14 protein-coding genes are annotated in these 13,874 nt (G+C 46.3%); 2 read left to right on the plus strand and 12 right to left on the minus strand.

The window, feature by feature from the left end; genetic code table 11:
* Nucleotides 1–7: 7 nt before the first annotated feature.
* On the minus strand, nucleotides 8–466 hold the full coding sequence (locus DHU66_RS08565; protein ID WP_108775534.1) for a DUF6591 domain-containing protein: 459 nt from the start codon (nucleotides 464–466) through the stop codon (nucleotides 8–10).
* A 139-nt stretch (nucleotides 467–605) separates the two neighbouring features.
* On the opposite strand from DHU66_RS08565, the gene DHU66_RS08570 reads away from it, so the two are divergent.
* Nucleotides 606–1,025, plus strand: a complete 420-nt coding sequence (locus DHU66_RS08570; RefSeq protein WP_108775535.1) for a MerR family transcriptional regulator — start codon at nucleotides 606–608, stop codon at nucleotides 1,023–1,025.
* Nucleotides 1,026–1,286: 261 nt separating this feature from the next.
* Here DHU66_RS08570 and DHU66_RS08575 read toward each other — a convergent pair whose 3' ends face one another.
* The 9 genes from DHU66_RS08575 to DHU66_RS12365 all read right to left on the minus strand — a co-directional run bounded on the left by DHU66_RS08575 (nucleotide 1,287) and on the right by DHU66_RS12365 (nucleotide 12,113).
* A complete protein-coding gene (locus DHU66_RS08575; RefSeq protein ID WP_167836336.1) occupies nucleotides 1,287–2,675 on the minus strand; it encodes a sensor domain-containing diguanylate cyclase in 1,389 nt (462 codons plus the stop codon).
* Nucleotides 2,676–3,003: 328 nt separating this feature from the next.
* The gene (locus DHU66_RS12680; RefSeq protein ID WP_108775684.1) at nucleotides 3,004–3,069 is read right to left on the minus strand and encodes a prepilin-type N-terminal cleavage/methylation domain-containing protein; all 66 of its coding nucleotides are present in this window, start codon (nucleotides 3,067–3,069) and stop codon (nucleotides 3,004–3,006) included.
* Nucleotides 3,070–3,151: 82 nt separating this feature from the next.
* Nucleotides 3,152–4,234, minus strand: a complete 1,083-nt coding sequence (locus tag DHU66_RS08585) for a GGDEF domain-containing protein (RefSeq protein ID WP_167836337.1) — start codon at nucleotides 4,232–4,234, stop codon at nucleotides 3,152–3,154.
* A complete protein-coding gene (locus DHU66_RS08590; RefSeq protein ID WP_167836338.1) occupies nucleotides 4,212–5,879 on the minus strand; it encodes an EAL domain-containing protein in 1,668 nt (555 codons plus the stop codon). Before DHU66_RS08590 ends, DHU66_RS08585 begins: the two co-directional genes overlap by 23 nt.
* Nucleotides 5,880–5,922: 43 nt before the next feature.
* On the minus strand, nucleotides 5,923–9,345 hold the full coding sequence (locus DHU66_RS08595) for an EAL domain-containing protein (RefSeq protein ID WP_108775539.1): 3,423 nt from the start codon (nucleotides 9,343–9,345) through the stop codon (nucleotides 5,923–5,925).
* A 485-nt stretch (nucleotides 9,346–9,830) separates the two neighbouring features.
* A complete protein-coding gene (locus tag DHU66_RS08600) occupies nucleotides 9,831–10,016 on the minus strand; it encodes a hypothetical protein (RefSeq protein WP_108775540.1) in 186 nt (61 codons plus the stop codon).
* Between the two features lie 192 nt (nucleotides 10,017–10,208).
* Nucleotides 10,209–10,928 (minus strand): type IV pilin protein, encoded by a 720-nt coding sequence (locus DHU66_RS08605; protein WP_108775541.1) that lies wholly within the window; start codon nucleotides 10,926–10,928, stop codon nucleotides 10,209–10,211.
* Nucleotides 10,929–11,002: 74 nt separating this feature from the next.
* Nucleotides 11,003–11,314 (minus strand): hypothetical protein, encoded by a 312-nt coding sequence (locus DHU66_RS08610; RefSeq protein WP_108775542.1) that lies wholly within the window; start codon nucleotides 11,312–11,314, stop codon nucleotides 11,003–11,005.
* Between the two features lie 118 nt (nucleotides 11,315–11,432).
* Nucleotides 11,433–12,113 carry an NERD domain-containing protein gene (locus DHU66_RS12365; protein WP_135358352.1) on the minus strand — a complete coding sequence of 227 codons (681 nt, stop codon included), beginning with the start codon at nucleotides 12,111–12,113 and terminating at the stop codon, nucleotides 11,433–11,435.
* Between the two features lie 220 nt (nucleotides 12,114–12,333).
* Between DHU66_RS12365 and DHU66_RS08620 the strand changes: the two genes are divergently transcribed.
* Nucleotides 12,334–12,657: a thioredoxin family protein gene (locus DHU66_RS08620; protein WP_209451792.1), complete on the plus strand. Its 324-nt coding sequence runs from the start codon at nucleotides 12,334–12,336 to the stop codon at nucleotides 12,655–12,657.
* A gap of 202 nt (nucleotides 12,658–12,859) precedes the next feature.
* Here the strand turns inward: DHU66_RS08620 and DHU66_RS08625 are convergent, their stop codons facing one another.
* Nucleotides 12,860–13,219, minus strand: coding sequence for a hypothetical protein (locus tag DHU66_RS08625; protein ID WP_135358342.1), 360 nt, complete (start codon nucleotides 13,217–13,219; stop codon nucleotides 12,860–12,862).
* A gap of 79 nt (nucleotides 13,220–13,298) precedes the next feature.
* Nucleotides 13,299–13,724, minus strand: a complete 426-nt coding sequence (locus tag DHU66_RS08630) for a transposase (protein WP_108775546.1) — start codon at nucleotides 13,722–13,724, stop codon at nucleotides 13,299–13,301.
* Nucleotides 13,725–13,874 lie beyond the last annotated feature (150 nt).

Consider the following 13,874-nt stretch of genomic DNA (forward strand, 5'->3'; position numbering starts at 1 on the left):
CCCCTGTTCATCCATTGGTCTGGTCTATATTCACAGCAGCCTGATTCAGCTTGATGGAAATGCGTGACATCACCTCAATCAAATAATTCTCATCCGCAGTGGACATTTCTCCCTCCTGATCTGCATACGTGTTCGCTTTCTGTGCAAACTCTGCATACTTCTGCATGTACTGCGCATACGATTCTGCCATTGCTGCATCACTGGGATTCTCATTGTACTGCTGCATAAATGCAACATACTCATCCACAAACGCTTCATATGAGTCAAGAAATTCCTTCAGTTCCGGGCTCACTGCTTCCCCATTCTGACTGGCAGGCGTCACCGCTGCAGGCTGGGCAGTCATCTGCGCCAGCGGTGTGTTTTCCGCAGGTGATGCCAGGGCAGCTGTATCTGCCTTTTTTCCACACCCGGCTGTCAGCGTGCAGGACAGCCCCACCAGTATCATGATCCGTTTAACTGCTTTCATATAACCTCCCATTCCTCTTTATCCGCAGTCTACATCTGTCCTGCAGGGGAACTGTCAAGTAGTTTTCTGAAGAGAAGACAGGCCAGGTTCCCCTGCCCATCCGCGAAAAAATCACGTCCTCTGACAGGAGGACGTGATCATGAAACAAAATCATACACAAACACAGACGTACCGCTTGACTGGTCTGCCGGGGAACGGTTGTACACTCGCTGATACCAGTCAGCCCATGAAAACAGTACACGATGTATGCAAAGAAACAGGCATCACCCGCAAAACACTGTTTTACTATGATAAGATCGGCCTGCTGAAACCGACAAACCGGAATGGGAAACAGCATGGTAAGATGTACAGCAGTTCTGACATTGCCAAACTGAAAACCATCATGGCATATCAGACCTGCGGACTGACGCTGAAGGAAATCGATGCTATTCTCAACCAGAATGCCTCTGAGCAGGAAATTCTGGCGCAGGCAAGAACAAGACTCACAAAGATCATGAGGAAGGTTGAGCGCCAGATCCAGCTTCTGGACGAACATTTGAAATCCAATTCAGAACAATAGCTGCAGATTTGTGCAATAACTGATAAAAATCTCAGGGAACACCGAAGTCAGGGTGTTTCCTGAGATTTGTTTTCTGGTCATACGGCAAAGCAGCAAGCATTCTGTCTGGTCAGCGTCATTGCAGCAGTATCACAGCAATAATCCCTACATACACGTCTAAAACGAGTCAGCCAGGAACACTCATACTGCACTCACCGCACCAAACCGTCTGTTATTCTGGCACGAACGCCAGAAAGAGGGGTATGACCGGCATCCGGCACCTCATTGCCTGCCTGTTTCTTTTATCTTTTTCCTACGGCGGTCATGATGAATGTAGTAGTCTGCTTTATGCATATACATGAAACGATCTGCCCGCCGGATGGTTTTCTCCAGTTTTCTGACATCTTCGTCCCAGGCAGTGCCAATAGCGATATGGTACATCTTCTGCTGATCCAGCAATCTTCTGAGCCGGCGGTTTTTATTGGCAAATTCTTCCCGGGTAATATCTTTCAGCAGGACAACAAACTCATCCCCACCTTCACGATAAACACTGTCTTCCCCATACGTTTCACTCAGGATGCGGGCCACAAAGCAGATGGCACGGTCACCGGCATGGTGTCCCTTTTCATCATTGAGTTTCTTAAGACCGTTAATATCAGCATACACCACCCCGACACTGCCGCTGCCTGCTTTCATATCTTTGACATCTTCAATCATGGCATTGCGGTTATGTACTCTGGTGAGCATATCATACCGGCTCATCTTCTTCAGATTCTCAATCAGACGATGATTGATGATGCGGGATCCGATAAAGAAGGACACCGTCTCCAGCAGCCGCTGGGTATTGATCTTGTCACTCTCTTCATAGTTATCAGCACCAAGATAGCCGATCAATTCATCATTCTGGTAGAACGGCACCGCCATCAGTCTTCTGATGCCCTGCCGCTTCAGATTCTCATAGTTGAGCGGATCTTTCTCCTTCAGCACGGCAATATCAGAGAAGACGACACTGGTATGGGCAGCCGCAAATTGTTCCCAGCCCTGCAGATAATCCTGATAATCCAGATTCTGCAGCGTATCAATTTCCGGTGTCACCCCGGGCGCACACCACTCAAAGGTATTGGATGCCGTGATGCGGTCGGTTTCCAGAACATACAGACGGTCAGGATGAATCACATTGGAGAGTTCCTGCAGAACATGGTTGATACTGTCCTGGTAGTTCTCACCACTGCTGAGAATCTCTGACATGCGCAGAATCGTCTGGGCAGTCAGATTTTCACGCTTTCTGATATTAAGCAGTTCCTGTTCACGGTCCACTGCTGCAAATACAAACGACACGCATCCCGCTCTGTTCACCGGTGCCACGGTAAAATCCAGCCAGTGGGAAATATGCGGTTCATACAATCTGCTGTGAAACGCTTTTTTCTCTTTCACAGCCCGCAGGCAATAGTCAAACCAGCGGTTATCCGCATCAGGATACACCTGAAGATACGTTTTTCCCACCAGATCTTCCCGCTGTCTGCCAGCTGCCCTGCAGTACTTATCATTGACAAAGACATACCTGGTATCCGTCACCAGATCACCTGTCGCATTATAGATCAGCTCAAACACAGCATACGGAACCGGTATTTCCGTAAAGCTGTCAATCTGATATTCTTCAGCTTCCCTCATATTCACACCCCTAACAACATTCACCGCTATTTGAATGCAGGAAAAACCTTCCATCACCGTGATTCATTCAACGTGTTAAAAATACGCAGTTATCTGCCACGCATCAAAAAATGCATGCCATACCGCTGTTTACTATATCACTGGAATGATACCGTTCGGCAGCGTTTTTTCCTTCCCCATGAAGGATAATCTAGGTCAGTATACCACAAATGTCTGAACATAATTTGTCACGCTTATGTCAGCATAAAAGCGGTGCAGGATCTTACTCCCACACCGCTTTTTCTTATATATGACACTTTTGTTCATCCGCAGATGCAGCAGAAATGAATCAGGCAATGATGGCAGTCACAATCAGAAGTTCAGCCAGTGTAAAACCGGATTTTCGTCTTTCCATTGTGATCTCCCCCTGTCCAGAACGGGATTATACACCTGCAGAAGCTGCCGGTACATTCCTTTCCCTGCAGCCATATATCCCATTACTTTTCCGTCTCACGCTTATTCTGGTACATCATCTCATCTGCACGCTGATACAGGGCTTCATTTGTCTCACCAGGCTGCCGGACAACCATGCCATAAGCAAAATCCAGCGGATAACGGCCATACGCCGGATCACATACACCAAGCTTCTGCAGATCATCCAGTGCTTTTTGTACCTGGGCGGGATCTGCATACGAGGTGAAGCAGAACTCATCTCCGCCTGTGCGGTACAGCCTGCCATAAGGGCGCAGATACTTCCGCGCTGTCTGGGCAAAGGCACGCAGATACAGATCACCGGAGTGATGCCCCTGGGAATCGTTATAATGCTTCAGATGATTCAGATCGAAGGAGACAAGCACCGGAACCGGTCTTCTCTTTTTGCTGAAATAAGACACCGTAAATGCATTCCGGTTCGGCAGGCCAGTCACCTGGTCTGTCTTGGCAAACAGTCTCACCAAGGCAGAATGCAGAAGCAGGAAGGAGATGGAATAGCATTCCCAGACAGATATGACATCACCGTCAAAGTAAAGTCCGGCTGTGCCAAGTCCGGCAATCAGCAGATTGAACAGAATCAGCACCCAATTCTCCACATCCAGATTTTCCACGGTTACAAAGTCATGGATAAGGATGCAGCCAAACAGGATCAGTGAGCCAAGATAGCATATGGCCGTGCCCTGTGCATTGACAAGATCGCCATAGGCATCCGTATCATAAAGAACCGGGATTCTGAGATTGACAAACCCAAGTACAATCAGACAAAGATCCGCTGCCAGCATGATGGTATCCAGCCAGTCCCACTTTGCCCGGTGATACACCAGCAGGAAGAAGAAGGAAAGAGGCACGCAGAAAAACGTAATGGTGGTGATGACGTTCAGAAGAGAGAGCGGCAGAGCGGACGGACTGGCATTTTCAAAAAGATACTCCCAGATGTGGTCCAGAACCACCGCAGCAAGCAGGGCAGTACCAATGCGATGAAACAGCCTGACGGCCCTTTTTTCCAGCATTGGATTCAGATACATGCGTATCCAGACATAGACGATAATGGCAGCACAGATCAGATCAGAAAATATGAGTGGTATCATTTTCATCTTTCTCCAATGAACCTCCCTTCTCTTCTGTCCCGCATTTCCCCCACAATTTTTTCAGAAAGTCCGCATCGGCCGAGGGTTCTGCACTCTTGATGCAGGAAAGCACTTTTGTTTCCCGGGATCCGGGCACCAGAAAGAGACTGAACTCTTTCCAGACATAGTTTTCATCCGCACTGCGCAGCACCCGGAAATAATCACGCAGAACACCATCCGGTGTCTGCCGGATGCGTTCAATCATCGTATCCGCATCCGCAAAAGCAGCATAGCGTTTCTGATCCTCTCTGAAAACCATTTCTGTACAGAAATACTGCAGTCCTCTGCGAAGCGGATCATGATTCTGCAGACCGCCATCAATGCCAAAATTATTCACCAGATTATCCGCAGTATCCTTCCCGGGATCCAGAACATGAACATCATCAAACAGCAGTAGAATATCAGATGCAGATTTGCTGAGAACTTCATTGATCTTCTGCGTCCGTTCCTGCGTAACATTAACAAGCGATATCAGGAAAATACAGCGGTCATCCTGTCTTGCGACCAGCTTTCCCTCCAGGCGTACGAAAAAAGCATTATCTGAGATATACAGGACTGCCTTTTCATCCCCTTGCATGATATGACTGTAAAACTCCAGCAGCTTTTCATGGAAAGACGTATTCCCGGCATTCAGGACAAATTCAGAATCCGCACTCTGGCGGCGGCCAATACTGCGCAGCTGTTCTTTCTCCTGCGGATTGATAAACAGATAGCGAATATGGTCATGCGTCACATCATATTCCATGAGGGCCCTTGGAACATCACTGCTGATTACACAGGCATCGGCACTGTCATAGAAGGCCTGCCACCGCACAGATTCTGCGGCCAGTTTCATACGATCCAGATAAGCCGTCATATCCCGGCTGCCCATCGGCCTGGCATAATAATAGCCCTGCATCATATCACAGCCGATCTCTTTCAGAAACTGTACATGTTCTTCGGTTTCAACACCTTCAGCCAGGGTCCGTATGCCAAGCTTCTTTGCCAGACTGACCGTACTCTGCATGATTTCCATTGAAACATGCGAAAAGGACTTCAGAAAGCCCATATCCAGCTTGATGAGATCCAGGGTATAGTCATTCAGAAAACTCAGTGAAGAATAGCCGCTTCCAAAATCATCCATCCAGATCCTGAAACCTTCTGCACGCAGCGCCCGGACAACCGATTTCATCTTCTCCCTGTCTTTGACAAGTACACTCTCGGTCAGTTCCAGCGGAATCAGATCATGACGGATCTGCGCGGCATCAGCCGTCTTTCTCACACAGGCAGCCATATCCACGACATCAAAGTCCTGCCGTGACAGATTGACAGAAACCGGTCCAACGGGCAGACCGGCATCAATTCTGCTCCTCTGCAGCAAAACCACTTTCTTCAGGATATAGCAGTCCACTTTATAAATCAGTCTGTGCTGTTCCAGAACCGGCACAAACGTATCCGGCATCAGGGTCCCGTATACAGGATCCTGCCAGCGGGCAAGTGCTTCCGATGCGGCAAAGCGCCCCGTGATCGTACGGATGATCGGCTGAAAATAAGGCACGATCCAGCCTTCCTCCAGTGCCTGATCCAAGTGTGAAACAATATACTGATTCATATCCTGTTTCTTCATTCGCAACATCCCCATTCCTGCCAGCCCATCGCCAAAAGTACTCTCAGAGTTTCTCTGTATCCCTGCTGTTGAGGATCAGACCGGACACCCCGCTCAGGTAATCATTCGGCTTTCGGCTGGATGAATCTGTATAGGAAGCCATGATCTCAACACTGCAGTTGCCGCTCCATTGACCGGCCTGCCGCAGAGCCTCGATGGCTGCACGGATCTTGCGGGCCGTATTTCTGACCTCTTCCTTATTGCTGAATCTCATCAGCAGGCTGAAATAACTTCCCCGGGTCCTGCCGATCAGACAGCCCTTGCCGCCGCATTCCTTCAGAATATTCCCGATTTTCTGCAGCAGACGGTCTCCTGAGCTGTCTCCATAGAGCCTTACGACCTCCGTGTATTCGGGGACAGACACCTCAACCATCGCAAAATTCATGCCTGTACGCCAGCGCTCAATGAGGAAGGAATACACACCATCCGAAACACCGCGGGCATTGGCCAGCCCCGTCACAGGATCAATGGAGGAAGACCGCTTTCCTTCCTCAAAGATCTGCTGTGCCTCCTCGGCATCGACGGCTGTACCCAGAATGCCAATTATTCTGCCATCGTGATATACCGGAATCTTGCTGACAAGGATACTGCGGTTCGCACCATTGATAATGCAGTCTCCGCGCCGCAGATATATCTTTTTGCCGGATTTGAGGACTGCCTCTTCATCGCTTCTGAATGGTTCCGGATGAATATGCCAGCCGATTTCCTCATCCGTTCTGCCAATGATCTCTTTTTCCGAACGGAAGCCGAAATATGCGAGAAAGCTCCTGCTTGCCCCGACGAATCTGCGCCTGTCATCCTTCCAGAAGTACATGCTTCTGGCATTCATCATCAGATTCGTCCAGAGAATATTGCCATCCATCTTTCCGGACATATCTTCATGTGCCTCCTGGTGATACGCAGCCGTGATCTTCCGGATTTCTTCTTCCGGCAGACCGGCATTGATCGTCACCTGCAGCACTTTATTGAAATCTGATCTCTGCATGGGAATCAGAATATGCAGAAACCACTGATAGTCTCCCGATGCTGTAATACTTCGGAAAATATCCATCAGCGCATGATTCTCGCTCTTCTCCAGACGGGATTTCATCGTCGCAGGATCGATGAAATCCGCAAAACGATCCTGATCCGGAAGATAGCAGTAGTTCATCTTCCAGGCATTGACCACCGAAAAGGAATTACTGAGCCTGGTGCCAGTCCCCATCGGCTGATCTGCCAGAGAGGATTTGATGCCCTGAACCGTATCATTCTGAAGATCATAGATGGCGATATCATTGCACAAATAATACAGATCGCTCATCGCCCCCAGCGTCACCTGCTGGAAATCTGCAGCATTCACCTTCATATACTGGATATGAATGGCATATAGATAATGACTGTCCTGTCTGGCCACCACCGATCCTGTCAGCTGCATATAGTGATCACCAGACGGATAAGACGTTGTCTGCGGTCCTTCTTTCTTCCTGAGCTGCTGATCAGCATAATGCCGGTGGAAGATATGGATCGGATCACCAGGCGCATTGATCCTGTTCTCCCAGCTCTGCAGATCAGGCACATTATCCTGCGCCAGGATCTCCTGATAGGCATCATTCGCAAAAAGAACCTTCAGGGTGACACCATCATCATCCACCACACACAGCGTCTTGTCAGTGAGATAGTCAATCCGGCTCAGACTGGTCAGATACGCCCTCCACATAGCCTGCTCCGGCTTTAGACCATGCTCTTGCAGATACGGATTCAGCTTTTCCATCGCCACCGCCGGCGCAAAGAAATAACCCTGTATGTTTTCACATCCGATTTTTCTCAGAAAAAGAAACTGCTCTTCTGTTTCAACACCTTCGGCCAGAGTAGAAATATCCAGCTTCTTTGCCATGCGCACAACAGCCGTAATAATCTGCCGGGACTTTTCGTCAAAATCCCGCAGAAAAGACATATCAAGCTTCAGCTTGTCAAAGGAATACTTTTTCAGAACACCAAGGGAAGAGTATCCGGAACCAAAGTCATCCATCCACACTTTGTATCCCATCTGATGGAAGCGTTCAATGAACGAACTCACCTTGTCCAGATTCCTGATAAAAAAGCTTTCGGTAATCTCGAGATTGGTGAACTCCCTCGGCACGCCATACTTCTTTGAAATCCGGTCAATGTCATCCGGCAGATCATCATGCAGAAAGTCATTTCTGGACAGGTTAATGGATACCGGAATCGGAATGCTTCCTTCTTTGATGCGCTTTTGATAGTTGCTGCAAACCTGCTCAAACACAAACAGATCCAGCTGATAAATCTGTCCGGTTTCCTCCAGAATCGGCACAAACTGTCCCGGAGATATCATGCCGTAGACAGGATCAATCCACCTCGCCAGTGCCTCACAGTTGCACACAGTTCTGGTCATGGTACGGATGATCGGCTGATAGTAAACCTGAATCCATCCATTTTCCAATGCCTTGTCAAAATTCCGCATCACATGGAATTTCAGGGCATTATTTTTCTGAATGCCGGCATCAAACCAGGCAAAGGCAGAAGAGACTGTATGGGCAAGAGACTCACATGCCAGCCTGGCTTTGTCACAGGCATCTGTCAGTCTGATATCAGGATTGTCATACAGATAGATGCCTGTTCTGACGGTCAGATTATTGCCGTCACCAAGCTGATCCATCTTTGCAAACAAAGCATGCAGCTTCGTTTCAATCTCATTATTTTCTGCATAGACAGCAAAGTGATCACTTTCAAAGCGGGAAGCCCTGTCCCTGCCAAAACAGGAAGTAATCAGACCGGCAAGAGCTTTAATCTGGCGGTCACCTTCCTCAAAACCATACCTGCTGTTATATTCCTTCAGTCCGCTCAGATCAAAGTACATGATGACCGGCACCCGCTTCCCGGCCCGGATCTTCTCAATGCCAGCCATCGCATCATCAAGAAAATGCGTCATATTCTGCAGTCCGGTCAGGCTGTCATAATGCTTTGCATATTCCGTACTTTCCGCAGAAGAATACTTGCCGGACAGTGATGTCAGAACCGCCTTGACAAGCTGATCATTCCCCTGATCTGCAGTCTCATCCGTATACGTAATAAACGCAATATCAGCACCATCTATCGTAATATGCCTGCCGGTACCATGAATCAGATGGTACTCCGTCTGATCCTCCCGGCGGTTTCTGAACACAACATCATAGTCCTGCTTATGCATTGCAAAGTCATAAGCACTCTTCTCCATCCTGGCAATATCATTCGGATATACATTCCGGTAAAGATCCCGGCCAAGACCATAAATAGCTTCTTCACTGCTGCTGTATCCAAAAAGCGCAAGATACGCCTTCGAAACAAGGAGGGGCTTGATCTGCTCATCAATATACTGATACACCGCAATCGGAATAGGCACATTCTCGATAAATGCCCGTGTATCATCAGAAAACGCATAGGCTTTCATTCTCTCTTCTTCCCTCCTGCTTTACTGCTTTCAGATAAACTGACATATTACACACTTCAATACCAGAATACAACATCATGAGGAAAACAGGGAATCTGCCCCGCGAAATTGATCCATCGTCTCCATCACGGTTCACCGCTCCCTTCAGCCGGTCCTCTTCACCATGTATCACCAGGCGCTCATGTATTCTGATGAATCAGCAGCTGACCATGCTATTCTGCCAGCACACAAAGTACCAACGCAAATCAATCACGTATTCACGTTCCATCCATAAAACACCCAGATGCTATGAATCAATATACCACCAGTCCCAACTGTCAAAACAGAAAAAAGAACAGGAGTAAACAAATCCGTAAAATTGGCAGATACGATTGTGAATGACATCAAAAAAGGCTGAGATCTGCAGCCAACATCGCCACCAATCTCAGATCATGTGCATGCATTGACCGGGGAAAGACACCCCTGTCTATATTGCAGCGTCATCATTATTGTGCAGAGAGATCAATATTCTTCCAGGCAGATGGAGTTTCTATCAGTGCAGCCGTGTTAGTGAAACCATCATCATTGAAACCAAACGCAACTATGTACAGCCCGGAAGACAGTTGTGATCTCTGTATATAAACTGTAAATGGCAGGTTGGAATCCCTGAGCCCATTATCATGATCATTCATTATGAATACCTCCCCTCGTATCCTTTTTCATATTGTTAGAGCCGGGCGGAATGGGCCATTTTTTCCCGGCGCAAAATGGCCCATTCCGCCCGGCTCTAACAACGAATGCTTTTCCCCTATAAAACTGGACGGTTCCCAAGACAGCAAAAAGCGGCGCAGGCATTCATCCAGCACCGCCGTCTATTCCATTCCTTATTTCAACTTCCACGTTTTCCCGCCATCCGGAGAAAAATAAACCGCATCAGGCATCACAAGCGTGTAATTCTTAATATTGTTGTTTTCGTCAAGATCAAAATATGCAAATGCCCGAACATCAGATGTATATTTATCATTCTCTTTTTCAATCTTGTAAAAACTGCTATCTGTAAACTTTTCTGCAACAGGATTCTTCTCAAACGCTTCCGCCGCTTTCTGAAATGTAGATCCTTCCCCGGCATAAAACGATCTTACATACACATCTGTCCCGTTAACCTTAACATTCTTAGTAAAATATGCGGCATTTCCATAACCCACCAGACTCTCTGCCGAATACTTGCTATTGCTGTTTACCTCTGTAGTAAGGTTTGTAAGTGATGCCGTACCTGACCATATAAACTTAACACCATTTGCCGAATCATAGGAAACTCTGCACTGACCATCGGGCTGAGGTGTCCCGATCCAACGTGATGTATCAGTAGATGTGACCCCTGCAATATTTACGTTTGCAGTCTGCCAATCAGCCTTCTTCTGCTTTAGGTCAACATCCAGATAATATGTTCCGTTGCGATAGCTCACAGATGACTGATCCGTCGCCTCACGTGATTTCTCCAACTGACTTATGAAAATCGGTATGGATATTGCCACAAGAACAGCAATGATGGCGACCACAATGAGAAGCTCTGCCAGCGTGAAGCCATTTCTATTCTTTTTCATATGGTTTCCTCCGTTCACTCACTGCACACATTAACACGATATCCACAAGTGCCAGAGCTGACGCGCTGGATACATCACTTGATGTTGTGCTTATCCATCTTCTCTTTGAAAATCCCCGTGATGATACCGCGAAGCTCCTCGCGCTCCTTCTCCGGCAGTTCTCCCGGCTTCTTTGCGACAGCGTACAGATCAGGATACTGATTTGCGATCCGCTCGATGGTCTTCGTCGTCGCGTGCTTTCTCACAAAGAACGGTATCTTCTTAATCCACTCCTGCGGAACCAGAGCTAGTATCTTATCCGCTGCTTCCTTGTCGGTGATCTCTGCGGTGGAGAGACCTGCGTTGATTTGTTTCTGTTCTGTTGATGTGAAATCTTTAATGTTCATAATACTCCTCCAAATATAAATTACTTTATACTATCTGGCATTCCTAGTATATCAGTACTGTTCAGGCTACCATCTATTATTTTGCTTACCAAAAAAACTAATAGACGAAAATGATTTCTTAATCGAGATGTTTCGTATACCTGCATTTAGGATAGTTGGAACAAGCAAGAAGCTTACCATACTTTTCCTGCTTCTCTATCAGCTTTCCACCGCAGCGAGGACAATACCCATTTGCGATTGTCTCTTTTTCTTTATGAATGTTCTCAAGATGTTCTTTGCGCATTTCCTTACTATCCACATTGCTGGAAGTAATCAGGTCAGTGAGTTCCTTCATTCGCCCAGCTGTAATTGCTTCATCCGTCGAAAGCTTTTCAATCTCACTCTTCAATGCGCCCCATTTCACAACATTCGAATGCTGAAAACTGACTTTCATCGTACAGTCGCCTGGAAAAGTAACAATCGGAAAGATCGGAACAGAAGAATCTCCCAGCAATGCTTCAATCGCCTTAACATGTCCATAATTCTGATGAATCGGATTCATAAAACGATGCTTAGAATGATAAATGGTCTGTGTCCATTGACTCCCATTCTCACTTCCCGTAATCCATCCCGCATAATTCTTCACTTCGATTACAAAAATTCCATAAACAGAAACCACAACAAAATCAATCTGTGAAGTTCCTTTTTCTGTTTTCAGCAGCACATTATGCAGTACTATATATTTTTCAGCAGGCAGTTTCTTCAGCAGAATACCAATAGTAGCTTCTCCCGTCTTCCCCTTAATCTTCGGTTTATAAATTGCATAAACCTCTCATGCCAAAGCGACTACAATGACAGCTATGATTAACTTCCACATATATCCCCCGATTTATACAAAAATAATATCGCAGTGAAGACAATATTATTACAAATATATGTCCAATATGATTACGGAATGCATAATTCTGTCTTTCATTTGAAATAATGATAAATTAAAAGGACAAGCCAAATCATTGGAGAAACATACTATGCAGAACCTTTTGAAAAATGAAGATATAGATCACCTGATCACCAATAATAAAGCCGTCATTCTGCAGTTTGGAACATTCCAATGCACACCATGCATTGCAATCAAAGCCAAGCTGGATCAATGGAACCTTGAACATACAGATGTCATCATGCGTTATATCTCAATAGAAGATTATCCCGAAGCCGCAGCACAGCACGACATCCTATCTGCACCAACCATATGCCTGTATATTGATGGAAAGCTTTTATTAAAAGAATCCGGATACTTCAGCCTGGAAGAATTTTTAAAGAGGACTGAAAGATACCTCTCTGTCCTTGAATCAGAAGCAGACTGAATCATCAGGATTCTGACGGAAAACATGCAGTAATACATAAAAACAGAATTGCATCATTGAGATTTGATTTTTCAGTATGCTGGAGGAACATCTCCAGCTTGTTAAAAACAGTACTGAAGGCATTCAAACGAAAGGGGCGGTACAGCACTATGCTGTACCGCCCTCTTTTTGATACTTCTCTTATGTAATAATCTTCCGGCATTCACTGCGGCCAGAAGCACGCCAGAACCTTCCCGTTCTTCCAGTCAATATATACTACGATTGGCATACCACTCACATCCTGGCTCGGATCGTAAACAATCCCGCTGCTGAGCTCACTGCTGGTGCTTTTTGAAATATCATTGGTAATCTGATTGATTTCAGTGATATCACCATACGCATTATTTGAACTGCCAACTGTCTTAGTGCCCTTGCCAACACAATCAGGTTCATAATCTGAAGGAAATTCAACATATGCTTCATTCCATTCAGCTCCTGTTATAAATTTCCCGGATCCCGGTTCATATACATATCCGACAACAGTGCTCAATGAACTGCTGCTGTTATCCTGTTCTTCTGTCAAGATCTTGGCACATCCAGCAGCGTATGCTGATCTCAGATTAGCGAGATCCGCTGCCTCTCTTGCTTTCTCAAGCTGCGCATTAAATATCGGAATACTGATCAATGATCTTCAGGAAGAAATATTCATCATCTGGATAGCCGTATCCTTTGCGTCTCAATGTTTTTATCATCTGGTTGGTTCCTTCAACTTTGCCGGATGAGATATGGACTCTTGCATGAGAGATAATTCCTTTCATGTGTTCCTCCAGCAGCTTGGCAAACCATATGAAATGCTTGTTCTCTGTTGCTTTGCAGGTGCGTATGATCCGGTTAATATGAATCTTCATGCCTCTTTCGCTATTTGCTTTGTATGCTTTATCAAGCTGTTCCTTTACCAGATCCATGGTGAAGAACAGCTTGTTTTCATCCAATAGCTTCTTGTATTCTTCTTCAATGCCTGCTTTCTGCTTCACCTCCGGCTTCTTGAACAGATCGCTTCCACGGGCAATGGTGAAGTGATCTGCCAAGATTGATACTTCAAGGCTTTTTCCTTTCTATCGTCAGTGACATTATACGTATCAGTTCTATGACAAACAAGGAAGTCATATTTACGCCAATTTAGGATGGCCGAAACAGATAAAGAATCTGAAAGAATACCTGACTTCTTAAAAGTGTAA

Origin of the sequence: Lactimicrobium massiliense (assembly GCF_900343155.1) — a bacterium.
Taxonomy (GTDB): Bacteria; Bacillota_I; Bacilli_A; order Erysipelotrichales; family Erysipelotrichaceae; genus Bulleidia; species Bulleidia massiliensis.

Excerpts from the sequence above, each read along its gene's own strand:
- DHU66_RS08590 (WP_167836338.1), bottom strand. The coding sequence starts at position 5,879 with ATGAAGAAACAGGATATGAATCAGTATATTGTTTCACACTTGGATCAG.
- DHU66_RS08570 (WP_108775535.1), top strand. The coding sequence starts at position 606 with ATGAAACAAAATCATACACAAACACAGACGTACCGCTTGACTGGTCTG.
- DHU66_RS08585 (WP_167836337.1), bottom strand. The coding sequence starts at position 4,234 with ATGATACCACTCATATTTTCTGATCTGATCTGTGCTGCCATTATCGTC.
- DHU66_RS08565 (WP_108775534.1), bottom strand. The coding sequence starts at position 466 with ATGAAAGCAGTTAAACGGATCATGATACTGGTGGGGCTGTCCTGCACG.
- DHU66_RS08610 (WP_108775542.1), bottom strand. The coding sequence starts at position 11,314 with ATGAACATTAAAGATTTCACATCAACAGAACAGAAACAAATCAACGCA.
- DHU66_RS08595 (WP_108775539.1), bottom strand. The coding sequence starts at position 9,345 with ATGAAAGCCTATGCGTTTTCTGATGATACACGGGCATTTATCGAGAAT.
- DHU66_RS08575 (WP_167836336.1), bottom strand. The coding sequence starts at position 2,675 with ATGAGGGAAGCTGAAGAATATCAGATTGACAGCTTTACGGAAATACCG.
- DHU66_RS08605 (WP_108775541.1), bottom strand. The coding sequence starts at position 10,928 with ATGAAAAAGAATAGAAATGGCTTCACGCTGGCAGAGCTTCTCATTGTG.
- DHU66_RS08600 (WP_108775540.1), bottom strand. The coding sequence starts at position 10,016 with ATGAATGATCATGATAATGGGCTCAGGGATTCCAACCTGCCATTTACA.